25 protein-coding genes are annotated in these 21,643 nt (G+C 46.4%); 1 reads left to right on the plus strand and 24 read right to left on the minus strand.

What is annotated here, in order from left to right:
- From aroA to prsW, 18 genes are all read right to left on the minus strand, one after another.
- Complete coding sequence (aroA, locus tag ACHA8N_RS17385) at positions 1 to 1,251, minus strand: 3-phosphoshikimate 1-carboxyvinyltransferase (RefSeq protein WP_147510943.1); 1,251 nt, start codon at positions 1,249 to 1,251, stop codon at positions 1 to 3.
- Positions 1,242 to 2,300: a 3-dehydroquinate synthase gene (gene aroB / locus ACHA8N_RS17390; RefSeq protein WP_393966471.1), complete on the minus strand. Its 1,059-nt coding sequence runs from the start codon at positions 2,298 to 2,300 to the stop codon at positions 1,242 to 1,244. Before aroB ends, aroA begins: the two co-directional genes overlap by 10 nt.
- On the minus strand, positions 2,297 to 3,451 hold the full coding sequence (gene aroC / locus ACHA8N_RS17395) for a chorismate synthase (RefSeq protein WP_393966472.1): 1,155 nt from the start codon (positions 3,449 to 3,451) through the stop codon (positions 2,297 to 2,299). The genes aroB and aroC overlap by 4 nt, the downstream gene beginning before the upstream one ends.
- A gap of 27 nt (positions 3,452 to 3,478) precedes the next feature.
- Positions 3,479 to 4,252, minus strand: a complete 774-nt coding sequence (locus ACHA8N_RS17400; RefSeq protein ID WP_393966473.1) for a CheR family methyltransferase — start codon at positions 4,250 to 4,252, stop codon at positions 3,479 to 3,481.
- A gap of 138 nt (positions 4,253 to 4,390) precedes the next feature.
- Positions 4,391 to 4,807 (minus strand): nucleoside-diphosphate kinase, encoded by a 417-nt coding sequence (gene ndk / locus ACHA8N_RS17405; RefSeq protein WP_026828077.1) that lies wholly within the window; start codon positions 4,805 to 4,807, stop codon positions 4,391 to 4,393.
- Between the two features lie 94 nt (positions 4,808 to 4,901).
- Positions 4,902 to 5,903: a polyprenyl synthetase family protein gene (locus tag ACHA8N_RS17410; RefSeq protein WP_393966474.1), complete on the minus strand. Its 1,002-nt coding sequence runs from the start codon at positions 5,901 to 5,903 to the stop codon at positions 4,902 to 4,904.
- Entirely contained in the window at positions 5,866 to 6,573 is a 708-nt protein-coding gene (locus ACHA8N_RS17415) for a demethylmenaquinone methyltransferase (RefSeq protein WP_147510938.1), read from the minus strand. The genes ACHA8N_RS17410 and ACHA8N_RS17415 overlap by 38 nt, the downstream gene beginning before the upstream one ends.
- A 22-nt stretch (positions 6,574 to 6,595) precedes the next feature.
- Positions 6,596 to 7,174 carry a heptaprenyl diphosphate synthase component 1 gene (locus ACHA8N_RS17420; protein WP_393966475.1) on the minus strand — a complete coding sequence of 193 codons (579 nt, stop codon included), beginning with the start codon at positions 7,172 to 7,174 and terminating at the stop codon, positions 6,596 to 6,598.
- A gap of 142 nt (positions 7,175 to 7,316) precedes the next feature.
- On the minus strand, positions 7,317 to 7,589 hold the full coding sequence (locus tag ACHA8N_RS17425; RefSeq protein ID WP_012370671.1) for an HU family DNA-binding protein: 273 nt from the start codon (positions 7,587 to 7,589) through the stop codon (positions 7,317 to 7,319).
- 85 nt (positions 7,590 to 7,674) lie between these two features.
- Positions 7,675 to 8,409, minus strand: a complete 735-nt coding sequence (locus ACHA8N_RS17430; protein WP_147510936.1) for a hypothetical protein — start codon at positions 8,407 to 8,409, stop codon at positions 7,675 to 7,677.
- Positions 8,406 to 8,582: a DUF2768 domain-containing protein gene (locus ACHA8N_RS17435; RefSeq protein ID WP_147511482.1), complete on the minus strand. Its 177-nt coding sequence runs from the start codon at positions 8,580 to 8,582 to the stop codon at positions 8,406 to 8,408. The genes ACHA8N_RS17430 and ACHA8N_RS17435 overlap by 4 nt, the downstream gene beginning before the upstream one ends.
- Positions 8,583 to 8,621: 39 nt before the next feature.
- On the minus strand, positions 8,622 to 9,647 hold the full coding sequence (locus ACHA8N_RS17440) for an NAD(P)H-dependent glycerol-3-phosphate dehydrogenase (RefSeq protein WP_393966476.1): 1,026 nt from the start codon (positions 9,645 to 9,647) through the stop codon (positions 8,622 to 8,624).
- A gap of 17 nt (positions 9,648 to 9,664) precedes the next feature.
- The gene (der, locus tag ACHA8N_RS17445) at positions 9,665 to 10,975 is read right to left on the minus strand and encodes a ribosome biogenesis GTPase Der (protein WP_026832696.1); all 1,311 of its coding nucleotides are present in this window, start codon (positions 10,973 to 10,975) and stop codon (positions 9,665 to 9,667) included.
- 122 nt (positions 10,976 to 11,097) lie between these two features.
- Positions 11,098 to 12,234: a 30S ribosomal protein S1 gene (gene rpsA / locus ACHA8N_RS17450; RefSeq protein ID WP_147510933.1), complete on the minus strand. Its 1,137-nt coding sequence runs from the start codon at positions 12,232 to 12,234 to the stop codon at positions 11,098 to 11,100.
- A 93-nt stretch (positions 12,235 to 12,327) separates the two neighbouring features.
- Complete coding sequence (locus tag ACHA8N_RS17455) at positions 12,328 to 12,927, minus strand: lysophospholipid acyltransferase family protein (protein WP_147510932.1); 600 nt, start codon at positions 12,925 to 12,927, stop codon at positions 12,328 to 12,330.
- On the minus strand, positions 12,924 to 13,595 hold the full coding sequence (gene cmk, locus ACHA8N_RS17460; protein ID WP_147510931.1) for a (d)CMP kinase: 672 nt from the start codon (positions 13,593 to 13,595) through the stop codon (positions 12,924 to 12,926). The genes ACHA8N_RS17455 and cmk overlap by 4 nt, the downstream gene beginning before the upstream one ends.
- Positions 13,596 to 13,671: 76 nt before the next feature.
- Positions 13,672 to 14,328 carry a flagellar brake protein gene (locus ACHA8N_RS17465; RefSeq protein WP_147510930.1) on the minus strand — a complete coding sequence of 219 codons (657 nt, stop codon included), beginning with the start codon at positions 14,326 to 14,328 and terminating at the stop codon, positions 13,672 to 13,674.
- Positions 14,329 to 14,353: 25 nt separating this feature from the next.
- Positions 14,354 to 15,013 carry a glutamic-type intramembrane protease PrsW gene (gene prsW / locus ACHA8N_RS17470; protein ID WP_147510929.1) on the minus strand — a complete coding sequence of 220 codons (660 nt, stop codon included), beginning with the start codon at positions 15,011 to 15,013 and terminating at the stop codon, positions 14,354 to 14,356.
- A 153-nt stretch (positions 15,014 to 15,166) separates the two neighbouring features.
- Between prsW and ACHA8N_RS17475 the strand changes: the two genes are divergently transcribed.
- Entirely contained in the window at positions 15,167 to 16,132 is a 966-nt protein-coding gene (locus ACHA8N_RS17475) for an asparaginase (RefSeq protein WP_147511481.1), read from the plus strand.
- Between the two features lie 68 nt (positions 16,133 to 16,200).
- Here the strand turns inward: ACHA8N_RS17475 and ACHA8N_RS17480 are convergent, their stop codons facing one another.
- The 6 genes from ACHA8N_RS17480 to ACHA8N_RS17505 form a co-directional block, all read right to left on the minus strand.
- Positions 16,201 to 17,190, minus strand: a complete 990-nt coding sequence (locus ACHA8N_RS17480; RefSeq protein WP_393966477.1) for a YpdA family putative bacillithiol disulfide reductase — start codon at positions 17,188 to 17,190, stop codon at positions 16,201 to 16,203.
- Positions 17,191 to 17,304: 114 nt separating this feature from the next.
- Positions 17,305 to 18,570, minus strand: a complete 1,266-nt coding sequence (locus tag ACHA8N_RS17485) for a Glu/Leu/Phe/Val family dehydrogenase (RefSeq protein ID WP_026832688.1) — start codon at positions 18,568 to 18,570, stop codon at positions 17,305 to 17,307.
- A 131-nt stretch (positions 18,571 to 18,701) separates the two neighbouring features.
- Entirely contained in the window at positions 18,702 to 19,649 is a 948-nt protein-coding gene (locus tag ACHA8N_RS17490; protein WP_147510927.1) for a D-alanine--D-alanine ligase, read from the minus strand.
- A 167-nt stretch (positions 19,650 to 19,816) separates the two neighbouring features.
- Positions 19,817 to 20,407 (minus strand): adaptor protein MecA, encoded by a 591-nt coding sequence (locus ACHA8N_RS17495; RefSeq protein WP_147510926.1) that lies wholly within the window; start codon positions 20,405 to 20,407, stop codon positions 19,817 to 19,819.
- A 59-nt stretch (positions 20,408 to 20,466) separates the two neighbouring features.
- On the minus strand, positions 20,467 to 21,351 hold the full coding sequence (locus tag ACHA8N_RS17500; RefSeq protein ID WP_147510925.1) for a MerR family transcriptional regulator: 885 nt from the start codon (positions 21,349 to 21,351) through the stop codon (positions 20,467 to 20,469).
- A 71-nt stretch (positions 21,352 to 21,422) separates the two neighbouring features.
- Positions 21,423 to 21,620 (minus strand): hypothetical protein, encoded by a 198-nt coding sequence (locus ACHA8N_RS17505; RefSeq protein ID WP_393966478.1) that lies wholly within the window; start codon positions 21,618 to 21,620, stop codon positions 21,423 to 21,425.
- Positions 21,621 to 21,643: the final 23 nt, after the last annotated feature.

Genomic DNA, 21,643 nt, shown 5'->3' on the forward strand with positions numbered 1-21,643 from the left:
TCAATCCGTTTGTTGTAATGTCTTTAAATCATCATAAAACGTCGGGTAGCTGACTTCAACTACTTCATGTCCACGCACTTGAATTTCAGGTTGTAATGTCGAAGCAATCGTCAGCATCATCGCCAAACGATGGTCACCCGCACTATCGACCGTCGCGCCGATCAAGGGTGTCGGTCCGTCGATGATCATCCCGTCCGGTGTCGCTTCGATGCATGCACCGATTTTTTGTAGTGCCGCTACAACGGTCTCGATTCGGTCGGTTTCCTTGACACGCAGTTCTGCTGCGTCACGAATAACCGTCCGACCATCCGCTTGCGTTGCGAGCAGCGCAAGCAACGGGATTTCATCAATCAGCGAAGGGATTTGTTCCCCTTCGATTGAAACGGCCTGCAAAGACGTTGTCGCAAGTGTTACATCTGCCGTCTCCTCGCCTGCCGTTTCTTGACGATGGGTGATTTCGACACTGGCTCCCATTTGACGCAACACTTGTAAAAACCCGATGCGTGTCGGATTCATCAACACGTGTTCCGTTGTAATGCGGCTGTCTTCGCCTAATGCTGCAGCCGTCCACCAAAAGGCGGCAGATGAGGGATCGCCTGGTATATCAACGGTCGTGGCCTGCAATCGGACCGGTCCTTGCAACCGGATCAGTCGGCCTTGTTCTTGATCTTGAATGGCAAGCGTCGCTCCAAATTTCGGCAACATCCGTTCAGTATGATCGCGGGAAAGAACCGGTTCAATGACCGTCGTCTCGCCAGTCGCAAACAATCCCGCCAACAAAACCGCACTTTTCACCTGGGCGCTGGCGACAGGCAGTGTATATGTCGTTCCGACGAGCGGTTGTCCTGTTATGGTCAACGGTGCGTACGTCCCTTCAATCCGGGCGCCGAGCGTTTCAAGCGGTGCTGTCACACGATCCATCGGCCGTCGCTTAAGCGAGTCGTCTCCCGTCAAGGTGTACGTCTCTTGTCCTCCCGCCAAAATACCACTCAACAGACGAATCGTTGTTCCGGAATTTCCACAGTCAATTTCCGCTGCTTTCAAAACATCGGTTCCGGTGATTTGAATGTGTTCTTCCGTTTGATCAATTTTTGCGCCAAGCGCCTCGACGGCTGCTAGTGATGCCATACAATCTGCTCCTAACAGTGCATTGGAAATCACTGTCGTGCCTTCCGCGATGCCACCCATTAAGAATGCGCGATGCGTCATCGATTTATCGCCCGGTACGCGTACCGTTCCTTTTAATCCCATTGTAAACACCTCACTGTTTGATCAAATACTTGCTGCAGACGTTCTGGACTAACGGCTTCTAAATGAAAACCCTCGTCTCTTTGTAAAACAAATCGAATCGCGGCATCATTTTTTTTATCCCGTTTCATCAATTCCAAATACGTTTCAAACGATTGACGTTCCGGTAACACTACGCCGAGCCGATGAATCAAATCTGCCAATCGATGGGCCTGCCGTTCGTTTTCTTCAAGAAGCGATACGAATACCAAACCAATTCCGACAGCCTCTCCGTGAGCGAGGTTGACACTCGCATATTCCACGGCATGTCCAAACGTATGACCATAGTTCAAAAAAGCCCGGATGCCGGTTTCACGCTCATCCTGCTCCACAATTTGTTGTTTCACGGCGATTCCGGCTGAAATCCACTCCGCTGACAACTTCTGCTTGATGTCTGGCAGTTCAAGGTCGATCCACTCTTCAGCGAATGAAGGACGGGCTAAAAAACCGTGTTTCAATAATTCAAAAAAACCGCTTCTCCATTCGCGGTCAGACAAGGTTTGTAAAAAGATTGGATCGTATAGGACAGCAGACGGTTGATAAAAGGCACCTACTAAGTTCTTACCCCAACGTAAGTTTAATCCAACCTTTCCTCCAACACTCGAATCATGCGCAAGCAATGTCGTCGGAATTTGAATGAATGGAATGCCGCGTAGAACAGTCGCTGCGACAAAACCGGCCAAATCACCGATCATTCCGCCGCCAACCGCGAGGATTACTGTCCGGCGCGTCGCTCCCTGCTCAATGCCTTGTTCAAGTAACTGTTGATACACGGATAATGATTTGCTGCCTTCTCCCGGTTTAACGGAGCTGACAAATTGAGGCGTCATCGGAAAACAGTTCTTCAATTGCTGGCGGATTGATGTCATGTGTAAGTCTGCCACAGTCTGATCCGTAATGAGCCAAAACTGATCTGCTTCCTGTGCCTGCTTCACTTCTTGAATGCGGAGAATCGCATGTTCTTCAACGTAAACCGAGTAGGGTCGACTCGCTTGAATCATGAGATGCGTCAAAAGAGACGCACCTCCTCCCGGTAAGTGGTGACGGCTTGTTTAAGCCGGTCAAGCGTTGATGTTCCGAACATCTCAAGGACTGCTGCTGCGATTTCAACGGCTACGACCGCCTCCAGAACGACCGCTGCTGCCGGAACGGCACACGCATCACTCCGCTCGATTTGAGCGACGAACGGTTCTTTCGTCTCGATATCGACGGATTGAAGCGGACGGTATAACGTTGGAATCGGCTTCATCGCGACTTGGACCCGAATCGGCATCCCGGTCGACATACCGCCTTCAATGCCGCCAAGATGATTGGTTTTTCGGAAATAACCCGTTTCGTCATGCAGGATTTCATCTTGGACGGTACTTCCTTTTCTGCGTGCCAGATCGAACCCGTCCCCGAATCCAACCGCCTTCATCGCATTGACACTGATGACGGCCCGGGCGATGCGGCTGTCAAGCTTCGTCTCGTTTTGTGTAAAAGACCCGATTCCCGGCATGACGTTCATCACGACGACTTCTACTTCTCCCCCTAACGTATCCCCGTCTTTTTTCGCTTGATCAATTGCTGCCATCATCTGCTCCGATGCTGCAGCATCAGCACAGCGGACAGGAGATGCCTCAATCGTTTCACGATGTTCCAACGGATTGACAGATGCGGCGTCAATTCCGCCGATCGAACGAACGTGGGAAAATACATCAACATCCAATTGATGCAACAATTGTTTAGCAATCGCTCCGACGGCGACACGTGCTGCCGTCTCACGGGCAGATGACCGTTCCAGGACATCCCGTAAGTCACGGTGTCCGTATTTTAATCCACCGACTAAATCCGCATGCCCCGGGCGCGGACGGGTTAATGTGCGGGGCCGTTCCAGTTCCTCTTCCAAAGGTTCTGCTTGCATGACTTGTGTCCAGTGCGTATGATCTTTATTTTCGATGAACAGACTAATGGGTGCTCCCGTCGTGTATCCATGACGGACTCCACCACGGACATCGACGGCGTCCTGTTCGATTTGCATTCTGCGTCCCCGACCATATCCTCCTTGTCGACGTGTCATCTCGCGTTGCACTGCCTCAAAATCAATCGTAAGACCGGAAGGGATACCTTCAATGATGACTGATAATCCTTTACCGTGTGATTCGCCTGCTGTCATATAACGCATATGTCTCATCCCTTCTTATCTTAACTATTAGATTTTTTCGTAAAAGAAACTCTGCTTCATCTTTAAGCCAAACCGTTCCGGTTGAAAAATCTGTTCTGTTCCACCAACAAACAGTATGCCTCCCGGCTTTAGGGCATCGACAAACGAACGATAGACATGCGCCTTCGCTTCCTCCGTAAAGTAAATCAAGACATTCCGACAGATAATCAAATCAAATCCTGTATCGTACCGATCTCCTAATAAATTATGTTTACTGAAACGAACAAGTCGTTTGATTTCAGGAACGACTTCAAACTGTTGTTCCTGTTCGACGAAGTATCGTTTTTTACGCGCTTCTTCCACTTCGTTTAAGGCAGATGTGCCATATCGACCTTGTTTCGCCTTTTCCAACACGAGATCATCCAAGTCCGTTGCTTGAATCGTAAATTGTGCCGGATCCATCTTTTCTTTTAAAACCATCGCCAAGGAATAAGGTTCTTCACCAGTCGAACAGGCTGCGCTCCAAGTTCGGATCCGCCCATGGGCACGCGCCTGCAAAACAGGCAGGATATCTTGTTCCAACTGTTGCCACCGAATCGGATTTCGGAAAAATTCACTGACGTTAATGGTCATCCGGTCTAAAAACTCTTCATACAGCGAGTCACTCTTTTCCATTTCCTGCATATATGAAGCAAACGTGCTGTATCCTTTTTTATCACGTAACGCCGTTAATCGTCGCTTCATTTGAGCTTCCTTGTATTGTCCTAAATCAATCCCGGATTTTTTTAAGAAACGCTGGATGAAAAGTTCATAATCTTGCATAGTCCACCTCACAGATCCTCTCTCTTTCGGAAACGAATTTAATCCGCTCCTGTCTTATTTTCTATCTTAGCATAAAGCTATTTCCTTTCCAAAAAACAAAAAAAACGATTGAGCAGCTGCCCAATCGTTTTTCTATCCTTATACGTTTAACGGTTGTCCTTGAAACCAAAGACCCAGTTCGCGCTCCGCACTCTCAACGCTGTCTGAACCATGAATGACATTCTCACTCATCGTGTTCGCGAAATCGCCGCGAATCGTTCCTGGTAATGCTTCTGTCGGTTTTGTTTTCCCGATCATCATCCGAGAGACCGTTACGACATCTTCACCTTCGACACGAAGGGCGACGACCGGACCAGATGTTAAGAAAGTGACCAACTCTCCAAAAAACGGTTTCTCTGCATGTTCTGCATAATGTGCCTGCGCCAATTCTTCAGACGCTTGCATCATTTTCATTTCCCGAATTACAAACCCCTTGCGTTCGATGCGAGCGATGATTTCCCCGATCAATCCTCGTTCGACGCCATCCGGTTTTACCATTAAAAATGTTTGCTCCATTGCTAGTTCCCCCTATGAAATACAGATAAAAAAGCGCTTACATAGTAAGTTTACTGCGTAATGGAACGACCGGCAAGAAATTTTTTACATTCATTCAACCTTTTCGTTTACCCACGTACCGGGCCACTTCTTCCAAAGACCGTTTAGCCGAGGATTTCGGAAGATGCTCGAGACGACGAATTGCACGGCGAATATACAAATCGACCGTCTGTTGTGTCCGGTCCAGTGCACCGGATTGTTGGAGGCGTTCCAGTAATGGTGCTACTTCTTCATGACTCGGCATGGAACGAATCTGTTGCAACTCATGGAAAAACACGGGATCTTCTGAGGCGTAAAAAACAGGTAGCGTCTTATGACCGTGCCGCAAGTCCTCTGCGACCGGTTTACCAAGTTCCATCCGCTTGGCGGTAAAATCCAGCAAGTCATCAGCAATTTGGAAAGCTAGACCGATGTCGCGGCCAAATTGCCGTAACGCCTTTGTATCTTCCGGAGAACAGTTCGCAACAATTGCCCCGAGATGGCAGCTGGCTTCGATCAAGATTGCCGTTTTCCGTTCAATCCGCTTGATATACCGTTTGATGGACTGTTCCCAGTCGTACTGGTCATAAATTTGTTCGATTTCGCCTTCACAGATTTCCCGCATCGCGTGTACCATGACTTGCACCAATTCAGGTTTACCGACTTCGCCGATTAATTTGACAGCCTCACCAAACAAAAAATTACCCGAATAAAGGGCGACTTCTTCATCAAAGTGTTGCATGACGGTCGGTTTCCCCCGTCGCAGTTCTGCATCGTCAATCACGTCATCATGCACTAGTGAAGCCATATGGACAAGTTCCAAGCTGGCTGCGACACGAACGAGTTCGTCCCGATCCGCATGACCGAATTTCGAGGCCAGTAACACAAAGGCCGGTCGAATACGCTTGCCACCCGCCTGCAACAACTGTTGACCGGCAGCGTCAATCGTCGGATCGTCGGACGCAATATGACTCATTAAAAATTGATCGACTAAATTCACTTCTTTCGTTACATCCCGGTAAATCGAGTGCAGTGACATCTCACCACTTCTTTCCGAGGTGCATGGCAGCCGCCCCACCTGCGAATGCTTTAACTTCCACTTGCATGAAGCCGGCTTGTTCAAACAATCGTTTCAGTTCGACACGGTCCAAAAACACTTCCGTCGACTCTTGAAGCCAGTTGTATTGATCGTATGATTTGGCAAACAAACGACCAACCTGCGGCATGATTTTACCGAAATAAAGCGAGTACGCTTCTTTAAATAACGGCGCCGTCGGTTGACTTGTTTCTAAACAGACGACCGTACCGCCCGGCTTTAACACACGGTGCATTTCTTTGATGACCTGCAAATAATCCGGTACGTTCCGTAATCCAAATCCAATGGTGACATAATCAAACGAATGGTCGCCGAACGGCAGTTCCATCGCATTGCCGTGAATCAATTCCACGTTTTTCATCTCAAGTGCTTCTACTTTTTCAACACCGACTTTAAGCATGTTCTCCGAAAAATCGAGTCCTTTAATGACTCCTGTCGGACCAGCTGCTTTCGCCAGTTGGATCGTCCAATCGGCTGTTCCGCAACATAAATCGAGACACTTCGCCCCCGGGAATACATTCATCCGGCGCATTGTTTCTTTTCTCCACCATTTATGAAGACGGAAGCTGATGATGGAATTCATTTGATCATAGTTACTTGAAATCGATTGAAATACTTCATATACTTTTTTCTCTTTTTCTTGTGTCTGCACGCAGTTCACCCTTTCGAAGATATTACGCTACTGCCATTTGTTCCAAATGAGATAATAACAGTTGTTGGGCACTTGCCTGTAAGCTCTGTGCCCGTCGACGGATCAAACGTTGTCCATGTTCCGTCAACCAGTCTCTTCCGCTAATCGCTGCTAGTCCTTGAACCAATCCGAACTCTGCCTTTAACCATAATAAGACATATTCTTCGGTCGAATCATAGTTTTCCTCATGAAGAGCACATTTTGCTTCGTTCACATGCTGAACGGTGCGTCCAAGTGTTACGAGTGCCGTTTGGGGAAGAGATGCCAATTCTTCGAAGAAATAGCTTGAGAACAAATCTCCCGCCAGGACAAGTAATTGTCGCTCTTTTGAACCTCTTTTTGTCGCTCCGACACGTTCATGTAACAGTAAGGCCACTTGTGCATAGTGCACACCTTTAACAAGTGATTGCCACGCCAATGTTTCATTTTGGGCCACATCGATCAACCAACTGATTTGTTCACGATTGATGGAAGGGAAATCCACATGTCGAGCCAGTTGTGTTGTTTGTTTTGTAGTGAGTGCAGTGACCATTTCTTCCACGAGCAGCTCTTGATGATTCATGCTTTTACCCCCCGATCTCCAGTGCCATCTCGTTGATGGATTTTCTTCTTTTTTAATATACCATAATCAATGCGTTTTCTCGTCTCTCAATGTCCACAAAAAAAGCCGTCCGAGGATTTCCTCGAACGACTATGTAGCCGGATTACTTAACAGCATCTTTCAATGCTTTACCTGGTTTGAAAGCAGGCACTTTGCTTGCTGGAATTTCGATATCTTCTTTTGTACGTGGGTTGCGACCTTTACGAGCTGCGCGTTCACGGACTTCGAAGTTACCAAAGCCAATCAATTGGACTTTTTCTCCAGACTGAAGTGTTTCAGTGATCGATTCGAATGTTGATTCAACAACTTTCGTCACGTCTTTTTTAGTCAGACCTGATTTTTCGACAACTGCTTGAATGAGTTCAGTTTTGTTCATTACGTTCACCCCCTCCCAATCACTTCTTCGAGGCTAATCATACCTTATAAACGTTGATATTACAACATTTTCGTTTGATTCCCGATTAATTTTCTGATTCTTCGATCGATTCCTCAGAAAACACAGGTTCGCCTTTTTTGTTAATTGTATAGCTTTGAGAGTAAGCGGGAACAAAAGGTTGGTCATCATAGAGCAAATGACGAATATCTTGACCGACTTTCGGCTTTTTCTTCGCCGTTTGCACTGCTTTTTTTAATTCAGGCAAATAATTGATGAACAGCTGCCCTTGTCCGTCTACGTAGATAGACAGTTTTTCGTCGGAATAGGGACTCGGAACCATCGGCTCCTTTTTAATAAACAGTTTTTTATAATCGAGCGTAAACTGATTTTTACCAATCGACCCTTTAAACGGATATTTCTCATTTTTCTTCCGGTACGTATCAATCCGGACTTGCAGCTTTTGAAGTTCCTCCGCTACAAGTAAATCCATTAACTTGACGGTCGGTTTTTGATCAACATCGACCAACAAGTAAATGAATGTTCCGCCACCTTCGAAACTGTTCGGTGGAGGATCACTCATGTAGCGTGGAATCAAACGACCTAGTTCAATTTGATACCGTTCCATCAATGGTGTATCTGCTTCTCTCGTCTTGATCGGCAGAACTCCGGTATCTTTTTGATAGGCCTCTACAGCATTTTGAACGGTTTGAATCTGTTCCGGATACGGTACACGGTTCGACGGTTTTTGACTGTCCGGAAATAAACAACCGGACAACATCATCACCGGGATGAGCATACAGATGACCAATAATTTTTTCATGCGCTCGGACCTGCCATGACAATAAAGACCATGATGATCGAGGCAACGATAAAACAAAGAAATGCGACGGTCGACACTAAAAACTGCCAACCACCGGATAACTTCGTTCGACTGATCGTGACTAACAAGACACTAATGGCAAACAAACCAATCCCAGCGAACGAAATCCACATTTTTAGTAATCCAGGACTCAAGGTTTCCACCCCACTCCATTAATCTTTCAGTGTAAACAGATACTCGATTTCATTTTTTTGCGGACGACGCATCAGCTTCTGTACTTCTTCTGCCGGAGTATGACCGTCAAATAAAACATGATACAACGCCGTCGTAATCGGCAATTCACACTGTTTCGTTCCCGCTAAATCATAGGCCGCTTGAGTAGCACGTACCCCTTCGACGACCATCCCCATATTTTCAAGAACCGTTTCGAGTTTTTCGCCCCGGCCAATGGCATTTCCGGCACGCCAATTCCGGCTGTGGACGGAAGTACATGTAACAATCAAATCGCCCATGCCCGTCAGACCCGTAAATGTCATCGGATTCGCACCAAACAACGTGCCAAGTCGAGCAATTTCGACCATTCCGCGGGTGATTAAAGCCGCTTTTGCGTTGTCACCATACCCTAAGCCGTCTGCCATTCCGGCAGCTAAGGCGATGATGTTTTTAAACGCGCCTCCAAGTTCGGCTCCGATGATATCCGCGTTCAAATAGACACGGAAATTGTCATTCGTAAACAATTCCTGTACACGTCCTGCTTCTTCCATGTCAGTTGAAGCAACCGTCACGGTTGTCGGTTTACGCAATGCCACTTCTTCTGCGTGTGATGGCCCTGTCAATACACAGACCGCTGAACGTTTAGATGGATCAATCTCTTCTTCCATCAGCTCTGATAAACGAAGATGTGTTTTCGGTTCAATCCCTTTTGACGCATGAATCAATACGACCGGGCTTGTTAGCAATTCATTTAATTGACGCGAGACCTCACGAATTGCAGAAGAAGGCGTCACGATTAAGATATACGTGGCTCCCTCAACGGCATCTTTTAACACAGTCGTTGCCCGCAACGACTCCGGCAATGTCACGTCTGGTAAGAATTGCGTATTTTCATGATTTTCATTAATAGCATCAACATTTTTTTGATCCCGACCGTAAAGAGTGACTTCGTGGCCGTTATCGGCTAAAACGAGCGAGAGTGCGGTTCCCCAACTCCCAGCTCCAATGACTGCGATTTTTTTCATCATGATTCACCTTGTCCTTATTGTTTTTGACGTGCCAGAATCCGAATCGGTGTTCCTGTAAAATCAAACGCTTCGCGAATCCGATTGTCCAGATAACGTTTGTAGGAGAAGTGCAACAGTTCCGGATCATTGACGAACAGTACGAATGTCGGTGGACGCGATGCGACTTGTGTCGCATAGTTGATCCGTAAACGAACCCCTTTATCTGTTGGTGCAGGATTCATCGCTACTGCATCGACGATGACATCATTCAGGACACTTGTCTGAATCCGTTGTGCGTGACTCTTCGCTGCTTGTTTGATGACCGGAAGTAATGTCTGTAAACGACGTTTTGTTTTCGCCGAAACGAATACGATCGGCGCATAATCGAGGAACCGGAATTCTTCACGAATTTCCTCTTCCATTTTTTTCATGGTTTTATCATCTTTTTCGACAGCATCCCATTTATTGACGACGATGACGATTGCTCGTCCTGCTTCATGGGCATAACCGGCGACTTTTTTATCCTGCTCGATGATGCCTTCTTCTCCATCTAATACGACACAAACGACGTCTGCCCGCTCGATGGCTTTTTGTGCCCGCATGACACTGAATCGTTCGGTTGATTCGTACACTTTTCCGCGCTTCCGCATACCGGCTGTATCAATGATGACGTATTCTTGTTCGTCACGTGAAAACGGCGTATCGATTGCATCACGCGTCGTACCGGCGATACTTGAAACGATGACTCGTTCTTCACCGAGAATCGAATTCGTCATGCTTGATTTCCCGACGTTCGGACGTCCGACTAAAGCAAACTTGATCGTATCCTCATCGTATTCGATGTCTTCTTTATCCGGTGCCAGTTCCAGCACACGGTCAAGCATATCCCCGAGTCCGAGACCATGCGTTCCGGAAATTGGATACAAGTCACCGAATCCTAACGAATAAAACTCATACATCAAATCCCGCATCTCAAAGTTATCGACTTTGTTGACCGCAATGACAACGGGTTTGTTCGAACGGAACAACATATTCGCAACTTCTTCATCCGCTGCTGTAATTCCCTCTCGACCATTTACCATAAAAATAATAACATCCGCTTCATCGATGGCGAGTTCCGCCTGATGACGCATCATTTGAAGTAAGGGCTCATCCCCGACTTCAATTCCACCTGTATCAATCAAATGAAAATGACGATTCAGCCATTCTCCAGTTCCGTATATACGGTCGCGGGTAACACCTGGCTTGTCTTCTACGATCGAAACCCGATCTCCAATCACCCGGTTAAAAATCGTCGACTTTCCGATATTTGGGCGACCTACGATCGCCACTACTGGAATTGCCATCCCAACACCTTCTTTCTCTTCTCTCGCTTCATAGCCGTTCTATTGTACCAAATGAAGCGGTTTTATACCATATCTATCCGTAACATAAAAAAAGTGAACACATTTCGTGTTCACTTTTCACTTCATGATTCAGTTGTATCTCCATCTTTATCGGCAAGATCAGCAACAGAAAAACCTTCGTTTTTATCTGTATACTGTGAATAATCATCTTCTGACGATTCTTCCTGTTCGAGCACGCGGGTCGAAAGGGAAATCTTATGCTCCGCCAAATGGACTTCAAGAACCTTCGCTTCAATTTCCTGTCCTTCTTCCAGTACTTCCGAAGGAGAACCGATATGACGATTCGCGATTTGAGAAATATGAAGCAATCCTTCCACTTGTGGTGCCAGTTCGATAAAGGCACCGAACTGAACGATACGGCGGACACGTCCTTTGACGATGTCTCCCGCCTCGATTTTCCCTTCCATCTGTTGCCATGGACCCGGCTGCGTCTCTTTAATCGATAATTTGACTTTTTCTGTATCCCGGTCGACACCAAGTACTTTAACTTCTACTTTTTGACCTTCTGTGACGATGTCAGACGGACGTTCCACACGGTGATGTGCCATTTCCGAAATATGAACCAAACCATCAACACCGCCAATATCGACGAATGCACCGAAATCAGTCAACCGTTGAACTGTTCCTTCTAAAACTTGTCCAACTTCAAGCTGTTCGAGCGTCTCTTTTTTCTTCACATTCAATTCGCCTTCGACCACAGCCTTGTGCGAAAGAATGACACGATTCTTCTCACGGTCCAGTTCGACAACCTTGACGGCAATCGTCCGACCGATATAATCCGAGAAGTCTTCCACGTAGTGACGTTCAACGAGAGATGCCGGGATGAATCCACGAACACCAATATCGACGACAAGTCCTCCTTTGACGATATCTTTGACGGCTACATCAAAGATTTCACCCGACTCATACTTCGCTTCAACTTTTTCCCATGCCTGCAAGGCATCAACTTCACGTTTGGAGACGACGACTTCTTCGTCTGTAATTTTCTTGACCTTTACTTGTAGTTCATCACCGACTTTAAGCACACCCCGAATATCATCCAAATGGAGACTCGAGACTTCGCTAATCGGCAGGATTGCTTCTGTCTTATATCCGATATCAATGAGCGCTTGCTTGTCTTCAATCTTCACGACCATTCCGGTTACTACCTGGTCCCGATGAATTTCAAAATCAGGCATATCTTTCATTTCTTCGACCATTCCAACACAACCTCCTCACGATGAGTACAAGAAACGTATGACTACGTTTATCCTTCTTCTAACTTCTTACAATTCTGACTATTTGTCAAGGCATTACGCGTGATTGAAGTAGACGGTTTTGATTTCTTCTAAAATCCGCTCGGAAATTGCCTTCGCTGCACCCCGTTGATCTCTTAAATCGGTAATGTCGACCGGCTTTCCGATTACGACATGCATCCGGCGAAACGGACGATAGTCTCCGATGATCGCGATCGGCAGAATTTGTGCCGGCGACCGTAGTGCAAAAAAGCCGACACCCGGTTGAGCAGAAGTGAACTCTCCAGGTGCTGAACGTGTTCCTTCCGGGAAAATCCCGACTGTTTCATCCGTATTCAACAGTTCGATTGTCCGCTTCAACGCTTGGCGGTCGCCCTGTCCCCGTCCCACCGGATAAGTACCGGCGGAAATCATGATTTGTTTTAAGACCGGGACATGAAACAATTCCTCTTTTGCCATGTAGCGGACGGAACGGCTCGTTGGAATCGCACTGACCAAGAAGACAGGATCCCAGTTTGAACTGTGATTGGCGCAAACCAATAACGAGCCTCCTGTTGGAATGTTCTCTTTTCCCGTCACTTTTAAACGGAAAACCGTTTTTGCGATAAGAAGGACAATAAACCGGGCTAACCGATAGACAAAATCGTTCCGTTTCATTTGAGAACACCTTCTGCAAGCTCAGTCAGACGATCCACGACTTGATCGATGTTCATCTCTGTCGTATCCAGATAAATTGCATCATCTGCTTGTTTAAGTGGTGAGACGGTCCGTTCACTGTCTCGTTTATCCCGCAAGGCAATCTCTGCCTGCAATGCTTCTAAATCGCTCTCCATTCCACGGGCGATATTTTCCCGGTGACGCCGACTGGCTCGTTCTTCCACTGATGCTGTCATGAATACCTTTAATTCTGCCTGAGGCAAGACGACCGTGCCGATGTCCCGACCATCCATGACGATGCCACCACGCTCGGCAAGCTTACGCTGGGCAATGACCAACGCGGAGCGAACTTCTGCTTGACGGGCGACAAATGAGACGTTGTTCGTCACTTCATTTGTCCGGATAGCTTCCGTCACTTCCCGGTCACCAATGAAAACACGTTGTCCGTGTTCGCCCGGTGTCAAACGAATATCAAGTGATTTCATTAATTCGCCGAGAACCTGACCGTCCTCTAGATTTAATTTTTGTTCGAGGGCTGCGAGCGTGACGGCACGATACATTGCCCCTGTATCGATGTATACGTAATCCAGATGTGCTGCAAGTTGTTTTGCGATCGTGCTTTTTCCGGCACCCGCTGGTCCGTCTAAGGCAATTTGAATGTTTTTCATGAAAAATCCGTTCCTTCCGTGTTCACCATGTCAAATGGTGCATAGTATCGACCGTTATCATAGCAAAAAAATACGCTCACGTGAATGAATTCGGAACACGTCGTGAATTTTTCATCTGTGCTTGATAACAGTACCGCAACACAAGTTCGCGACTGCGATCATTGATTCGAGTAAATTGAAATGCCAGCTCATACCGCTTTTCTCTCGAATCCACACGCACGAGTTCCGCCAAAACATCAATCGTGTGGGTGATGCCGTCTCCGGTCGGAAGTAAAAACGTCAGTTCCAGTTCTTCGGTCACCTCAACTGGAACTTGATTGGCCAATACCAAAATGCCTCCTGCTGACAAATCCAGCGTCACGGAAGTAAACGGGTCAAACTCCATCTTGTGCGGATGAACCGCTACATCCAATAATTGCGGAACCCGTACGAACTGCCTCCGCTGAACGCGTTGAATCATTTCTTCTTTTGGACGACGCAACGCATACCGTTGCCCACGTAACGGATCATTTTGTCGCTCGACTACTTCTGTCTCAAATCCATACAGTTTACCTTTTTCCTTAAAAAAGTAAAAACCAATCTGTTCTTGATCCGATAGAATAAACGTTTTCAACGTGGATACTTCACTCGGTGCCTCGATCCAAATCAATCGATTCGTCACTGCCGTTACTTTCGTCCGTCCTTGACGGTCTTCCTGATTGGTCAACATGACCAAATCTCCAATTTCTATCATCTAACTCTCTCCCAGTCCATTCGATTCAATTGCTTTTTCCATTGTGCCGTTGGTTCAAACGGTTCGCACTGCGAATTTGATAAAGTCCAATCGTCCATAAAACGATCATAAATAAAATCGGCACAACCGATATACCGTTATTTTCCAATATTAACAAATTAAAGATTATGTGTGCAATAATCGGCATACAGATTGATAACCCCAACCAACGATAAGGGTGAGTCGAAAACTTTGCTTTCCCCATAAAGAATCCCATGATAACGGCGAACAGCGCATGACCGGATACCGGTAACAAGGCACGAAAAATCATATGTTCGACCGTCCCGTTGACCATCAAATATAAAATATTTTCCAGTGTTGCGAATCCTAACGAACATGCGACAGCATAAATGATGCCGTCATAATAATCATTGAACCGTTGATGGATGTAAACGGTATAGAAGACTACAAACCATTTAGCAAACTCTTCCGTAATACCGGAACGAATCAACTGAACCGTTTCCGGTCCCCCAAATTCACTTTGAATGATGTAATCAATGAACATTAAAGGAAAAACAAGCAGAATCCCGAAAATGAAACTACGCAGGATATAACCGACGGGTTCTGATTCATGTTCATGCCTTAAGTAAAAGTATGTCAGCAATGCAATACCTGGGGCAATTCCTGAGAAAACGATTGGTAACACGTCTCCTCCCCCCTTCCTGTTCTTTTAGAATAAAGGTTTCTCGGAGAAAAGAAAACCACACCCCTTGTTTCTCCAAAAAAAAAGGGTACAATGTGAATGAAAATGAACGGAAAGAAGGTGAAGATTGTTCGTCAGACGACGACAGTCCATATTATGAAAAAATTACTCTTGATTCACACCGGGGGCACGATTGCGATGGCCCAAAATCATTCCGGACATGTTTTACCGAATGACATCAATCCGCTCGACGCTTCCTTGCCCCGGGCAACGGATATCGCAGACATCACGACACGCCACTTTTCAAATTTACCGTCTCCACACATCACACCGGAAATCATGTTGCGGCTTGCTCATTTCATTCAAGAAGAATTGCAGGCGGGTTATGACGGAGTCGTCATTACACATGGAACAGATACGCTGGAAGAAACCGCATATTTTCTTCAATTGACGATTGGCGCCCCTGTCCCGATCGTTTTGACGGGAGCGATGCGTTCCTCTAATGAAGTTGGTTCTGACGGTGAGTTCAATCTGATTACTGCGTTGCGGGTCGCTGTCAGCGAGACTGCCCGTGATAAAGGCGTACTGGTCGTCTTCAATGGAGAAATTCATTCGGCGTTTAACGTGACGAAAACACATACCTCTTCCGTGGATACGTTTAAATCCGTTCATTTTGGAAACTTGGGTATGGTGACAAAAGATCATGTTTATTTGTTTAACACACCGCTTCTTAAACCGACACACATGGTTCCGCAATTAAGTAAACGTGTTGCTGTCTTAAAAGTCTACGCGGGCATGGAGCCCGATTTATTGCTCGCTGTCGGGGAACTCGGGTATGACGGGTTGGTCCTCGAAGTACTCGGTCAAGGGAACGTGCCGCCAAGTTTGACCGATGCCATCGAAACACTGACGAAGCAAATGCCGATCGTGATTGTCAGCCGTTGTTTTAACGGAATCGTACAAGATGTATACGGCTATGCCGGCGGCGGTCAACAGCTAAAAGAATTGGGTTTGATTTTCTCAAACGGTTTAAATTCTCAAAAGGCACGGCTCAAGTTAATGATCGAACTCGAGATCGGAGCGCCACGTGCTGCACTTGAAGAATCGTTCCGCGTCGAATAATCTACCAACAAAAGAGAGACGTCCTCTAATCCAGTGGACGTCTCTCTTGTGGTTGACGGCATACCCTGTTACCGCTGTGCCGTTTCCCGTTCAAGTCGGCGAACGAGGTCGTCTGCAATCAATGCCCCGTGAAAACGGCCGTTTTCGATGAAAATTTTATTGGCGTCGTAACCGGCTGCGACGACACCTGCAATGTAAATACCCGTGACGTTGGATTCCATCGTTGTTTCGTCAAACACTGGAATACCTGTCTCCGGATCAATCTCAATCCCTGCATCTGCGAACAGTCCGACATCCGGTGTATACCCGGTCATTGCGAAAACAAAATCAGCCTTGACCGTCAACTGTTCATCGCCAATCGAATACACAACGTTCGTCTCGGTGATTTCTTCAATCGTGGCATCAAAAATCATCTTTACTTTTTCAGCGCGCACCAACGCTTCAAAATTGGGCAACACCCACGGTTTGATCGAAGGGCTGTACGTTTCTCCACGATACAACATCGTTACGCGTGCACCGGCTTTTTCAAGCTCAATCGCTGCATCCACACTTGAATTTTTCCCGCCGACCACCACAACCTCTTGTCCATAAAACGGATGACCTTCTTTAAAATAATGAAACACATGCGGTAACTCTTCTCCCGGTACATTCATTTTGTTCGGCAGACCGTAATAACCGGTTGCAAGAACAATCGAACGGGCTTCACGGGTTACGGTTTGTCCGTTTCGAATTGACGTAACATCAAAACCGTCACGGATTGGACGGACATGCTGTACTGTTTCAAATGGTCGAATGGTAATTTCTTTCCGGCGGACTACTTCCCGGTAATAGACAAGTGCATCCTGTCGTCTTGGTTTCAACTCTTTATTAATGAAAGGCACACCGCCGATTTCTAATTTTTCACTACTTGAAAAAAAGGTTTGATGGGTCGGATATTGATAAATCGCCTCTACGATATTCCCCTTTTCAATCACTTCAACGGATAATCCCCGATCCTGCATTTCAATCGCTGCCGATAAACCGCAGGGACCGGCACCAATGATGATACAATCCAACATATTTCTTTCGCCTCTTCCGCTCGCTTTTTTTACCATCTTAGCAAATCTTTCTAGTCGAAGAAAGAAATAAACCACAAAAAAGCCCACTTCAAAACGAAGTGAGCTTAAAATCCATTACACCCAACCACGGAATCGTGACGCTTCCGCCATTTTTCGGACACCGACCATATAAGCTGCAAGCCGCATATCGACATTGCGTGTTTGTGCCGTCTGGTACACCTGATTAAAGGAGTTGACGAGAACTTTTTCCAGTTTTTCGTGAACTTCTTCTTCTGTCCAGTAATAACCTTGGTTGTTTTGAACCCATTCAAAGTAAGACACCGTCACGCCACCGCTTGAAGCAAGAACGTCCGGAACAATCAAGATTTCGCGTTCCGCCAAAATCTTCGTTGCTTCATTTGTCGTCGGTCCGTTTGCTGCTTCGACGACGATGCTTGCCTTAATATCATGCGCATTATCTTCTGTAATTTGATTTTCGATCGCTGCCGGCACTAAAATATCACATTCAAGTTCTAGCAACTCTTTGTTCGAAATCGTATTTTTAAAGAGCGTTGTGACCGTTCCGAATGAATCGCGGCGATCGAGCAGATAAGGGATATCGAGACCGTTCGGATCATGCAACGCTCCGTACGCATCACTGATAGCAATGACTTTTGCACCCAAATCATGCATGAATTTAGACAGGAAACTGCCTGCGTTACCGAATCCTTGAACGACAACACGTGCGCCTTCAAGCGTAATTCCTTTTTTCGCAGCGGCTTCGCGAATCATGATGGCGACACCTTTTGCCGTTGCCGTCTCACGACCGTGAGAACCTCCAAGGACTAACGGTTTCCCTGTAATGAAGCCCGGTGAGTTAAACTCATCAATCCGGCTGTATTCGTCCATCATCCAAGCCATGATTTGCGAGTTCGTGAACACATCCGGTGCCGGAATATCTTTTGTTGGACCAACGATTTGGCTGATGGCCCGCACATATCCGCGGCTGAGACGTTCGATTTCACGGAAACTCATCTCACGTGGATCACAAATGATCCCACCCTTACCACCGCCGTACGGTAAATCAACGATTCCCGCCTTTAAGCTCATCCAAACAGATAATGCTTTTACTTCAATTTCCGTTACGTTTGGATGAAAACGAATCCCACCTTTAGTTGGACCGACCGCATCATTATGCTGGGCACGATATCCGGTAAAGATTTTCGTAGAACCGTCATCCATCCGAACTGGAATGCGAACCGTCAACATCCGAAGTGGTTCTTTCAGCAGTTCATACATTTCATCCGGGTAACCGAGTTTCTCAAGTGCTTCCTTGACGATTTCTTGTGTTGCTTCGAGTACATTTTTGCGATGATTTGCGTGTTGTTGGTCAGTGATCATTCCAACGTTCCTCCCCATAAGTGGCATCCCCTATGCCGTTTCCTTGTTCGGATAAAGTATACCTTTTTCCGAGCCGTAATGAAAGGGGTTACCACTATATTTGTAAGCGCTTTCTAACATCTACTTCATTTTCACTTTTTACGACTTTCTGTTTCGCCTTGATGTCGTGTCAATGCCAGTTCAATAAATGTTTCGACAAGCTCCGGATAGTCAATACCGACGGCGCGTGCCCCATCCGGGAAAAGACTCGTTGATGTCATGCCCGGCAACGTATTTGTTTCTAAAATGACCGGTTCGCCATCCTCCGGAACAAGGAAGTCTGTCCGGGAATAGCCGGAACAGCCTAACACTTGATGGGCGACGACAGCCCAGTCTTGCAAGATTTGTGTCGTCTTCTCATCAAACTGTGCCGGACAGATATGTTCCGATCCACCAATTGCATATTTCGATTCATAGTCATAAAATTCATTTTTCGGGATGATTTCGATGACCGGCAACGCTTTTTCTTGTCCTTTGGCACCCAAAACCGGCACTGTCACTTCACGGCCTTTGATGAACTGTTCAATCAATACGGCATCATCCGCTTGAAAAGCCAGTTCAATTCCTTGGCGCAATGTCTGCTCGTCCATCGCAATCGTCAAACCATTTGAAGAACCTTCCTGCGCCGGCTTGACGACACAGGGGAATTGATCGTCCCACTGCTTGATTTTTTGTTCGATATCGTCCCCTCGTTCGACTAATACGTCCCGCGCGATGCGGATTCCCGCCTTTTCGAAGTGGACCTTTGAACGGGCTTTATCCATTGCAAGCGCTGATGCCAAAACACCGGATCCTGTATAAGGGATGCCTGCCATTTCCAGCAATGCTTGGACACGGCCGTCTTCTCCAAACTTACCATGAAGTGCGATAACTGCCGCTTCCACTCGTAAATTCAAGATTTCTTCTGCCCGATCTGGATGAAAATCGACGGCGACGACTTCATGCCCTTTACTTTCGAGCGCCTCCACCACCGATTTTCCGCTATTTAAAGAAACTTCACGTTCACCAGAAATTCCGCCAAACAATACTGCCACTTTCATCTTGTTCACTCCTTCATCTTACGTTCAATGCTTATCATACCATCACTTTTTGTATGAAAAAACACAAAATAGTACCAAGAATGATTCAGAGAAACAAAAAGCCACTTCTCCGCATGGTGTCGGTGAAGTGACTGAGTCATTTTATGTTGGTAATAATCACGTTGTACTCACGGTGTAAACGTGTTTATCAATACCGAGACCGCTTGCTTCCCGATGATTGTCTTTCCGTATTCTGCCATGACAAGCGGACTTTTAGGACTCGGTACCCCGTACTCAGACAGGATTGTCGTCACCGTCTGCTCGACAGTTGGTTGCATCTGCTCCTGGAAATAAAGATAATAGCGGTTCTCGTAAAAATAGAGCGTTGCACCGGTTTCTGTCTTATTTATATGACGGCTCAATCCATGACTGGCTTGGATGACATCTTCGAACTGGTTCAGTTCATAAAGAACGTGATGTACGATATCCACTGTCATCCGGATTTCAACTTGATCAAATTCTTCAAATGTTTCTTCCGGCAACACACCGTCACGCCGCACATCAACCAACATACCGTCGTTCGGGAAAAAAGTCACAAAGAAATCCAGTGTCCCGACTGCTTGAAATCCGTAGTTTGATTCGGCTTCTTCCAAAAGAGTACGCAACAAGATTTGTCCTTTACCGACAGCTAATGTTTCCGGTCGTACATCATGTACCGCTAGTTCTTGTCTTGATACAAACACCCGTAAATGACCTTGTTTAAAGTGCTCAAACTTCATCTTCGACCCCTCCAATGACCCGGCAGAGTACACATTCTCTCCGTTCGATATGACTCACACTATACACCAGTTGTCGGAGTGAGTCGACTCAACCAACTTTTCCATGCGCTGTCATCTGTTCCGAGCAACATATCGCCGTACTTTTCCGGATGTTGGTCGACCGCATATCCACCGAGACCAATTACTGTTCGCGGGACTTGTCGTTGAATTTCTGATACTGCTTCGTCTAAGTCGTTCAAATGATCGGAAATCGTACAGGACAAGACGATAGCTCGTGGAGTCAATTGTTTCGTGACCGTCACGAGATCCAATACCGGAATACCTGCCCCAAGAAAAATCACATCGAACCCTGACTGGCGTAAATATAACGTAAAAAAGAGCAGACCGAGCTCATGCTCTTCTTCCGGCGCACAGACACATAAAATACGCGGTAAAAAGGGGTTAATCGGCATCTGTAAAGATAATGTCGAAAGCCGCGCACGTAAAAAAGCCGTGGCAAAGTGTTCATGCGCAATCGTGATTTCTCCCTTTTCCCACTTCATTCCGATTTCATGCAACAAAGGACCGACGATGTCTTGAATCACTTTATCAAAACTAAACATCGAGAACGCTTTATTCATAATATCGTGGGCATGCCGTTCTTCAAAATTCGTAAGTGCTTCAAACAATTGCTCCCGAAGTTCCACTCCGTAATCCGTCGGAATCTCGGTGCGGCTTACAGGCATTTCATATAATTGAATGGCTTTTGAAACGGACAGCCCTTCTTTTTGTTTATCCACAATCCAACGCAACTTCGCAACATCGTTATCGCTATAAATACGATGTCCCGCTTCACTGCGATCCGGATCCAATACTTGATAACGCCGCTCCCAAGCACGAATGGTCGTCGGATTGAGTCCCACCAATGCAGCAACTGCCTTGATATTGTATTTCCCACGATCCATGCATCGTGCCTCCTTTCTTCTTCCTTTTAGTATACCCGTAAAGGAAAAAAATCGCTGTTCACAATGTGCGTTTACATCATGAAACCGATGGAGACAAATGCAATGATGATCGTAATCATCAAAACCGTGAGGGTAATCGCTAATGGATTTTTTGCAAACGGTTGTTTTAACCGTTCGTTGCGAACATGTTCAATTCTTGCAGAGCGTGGTGGTAACGTCGTTCGTTGATGATCGTCCTGTCGATTTTTTCGCTGATCGTGTTTACTCAATTTCATCACCTTTTCTGAATAAT

The organism is Exiguobacterium sp. S22-S28 (assembly GCF_043359615.1).
GTDB lineage: Bacteria > Bacillota > Bacilli > Exiguobacteriales > Exiguobacteriaceae > Exiguobacterium_A.

Coding starts and splice junctions, on each gene's coding strand:
- aroA (WP_147510943.1), bottom strand. CDS start 1,251: ATGGGATTAAAAGGAACGGTACGCGTACCGGGCGATAAATCGATGACG.
- aroC (WP_393966472.1), bottom strand. CDS start 3,451: ATGCGTTATATGACAGCAGGCGAATCACACGGTAAAGGATTATCAGTC.
- ACHA8N_RS17400 (WP_393966473.1), bottom strand. CDS start 4,252: ATGCAAGATTATGAACTTTTCATCCAGCGTTTCTTAAAAAAATCCGGG.
- ndk (WP_026828077.1), bottom strand. CDS start 4,807: ATGGAGCAAACATTTTTAATGGTAAAACCGGATGGCGTCGAACGAGGA.
- ACHA8N_RS17420 (WP_393966475.1), bottom strand. CDS start 7,174: ATGAATCATCAAGAGCTGCTCGTGGAAGAAATGGTCACTGCACTCACT.
- ACHA8N_RS17425 (WP_012370671.1), bottom strand. CDS start 7,589: ATGAACAAAACTGAACTCATTCAAGCAGTTGTCGAAAAATCAGGTCTG.
- ACHA8N_RS17430 (WP_147510936.1), bottom strand. CDS start 8,409: ATGAAAAAATTATTGGTCATCTGTATGCTCATCCCGGTGATGATGTTG.
- ACHA8N_RS17435 (WP_147511482.1), bottom strand. CDS start 8,582: ATGTGGATTTCGTTCGCTGGGATTGGTTTGTTTGCCATTAGTGTCTTG.
- ACHA8N_RS17440 (WP_393966476.1), bottom strand. CDS start 9,647: ATGAAAAAAATCGCAGTCATTGGAGCTGGGAGTTGGGGAACCGCACTC.
- der (WP_026832696.1), bottom strand. CDS start 10,975: ATGGCAATTCCAGTAGTGGCGATCGTAGGTCGCCCAAATATCGGAAAG.
- rpsA (WP_147510933.1), bottom strand. CDS start 12,234: ATGGTCGAAGAAATGAAAGATATGCCTGATTTTGAAATTCATCGGGAC.
- ACHA8N_RS17455 (WP_147510932.1), bottom strand. CDS start 12,927: ATGAAACGGAACGATTTTGTCTATCGGTTAGCCCGGTTTATTGTCCTT.
- cmk (WP_147510931.1), bottom strand. CDS start 13,595: ATGAAAAACATTCAAATTGCCTTAGACGGACCAGCGGGTGCCGGAAAA.
- ACHA8N_RS17465 (WP_147510930.1), bottom strand. CDS start 14,328: ATGATAGAAATTGGAGATTTGGTCATGTTGACCAATCAGGAAGACCGT.
- ACHA8N_RS17475 (WP_147511481.1), top strand. CDS start 15,167: ATGAAAAAATTACTCTTGATTCACACCGGGGGCACGATTGCGATGGCC.
- ACHA8N_RS17480 (WP_393966477.1), bottom strand. CDS start 17,190: ATGTTGGATTGTATCATCATTGGTGCCGGTCCCTGCGGTTTATCGGCA.
- ACHA8N_RS17485 (WP_026832688.1), bottom strand. CDS start 18,570: ATGATCACTGACCAACAACACGCAAATCATCGCAAAAATGTACTCGAA.
- ACHA8N_RS17490 (WP_147510927.1), bottom strand. CDS start 19,649: ATGAAAGTGGCAGTATTGTTTGGCGGAATTTCTGGTGAACGTGAAGTT.
- ACHA8N_RS17495 (WP_147510926.1), bottom strand. CDS start 20,407: ATGAAGTTTGAGCACTTTAAACAAGGTCATTTACGGGTGTTTGTATCA.
- ACHA8N_RS17500 (WP_147510925.1), bottom strand. CDS start 21,351: ATGGATCGTGGGAAATACAATATCAAGGCAGTTGCTGCATTGGTGGGA.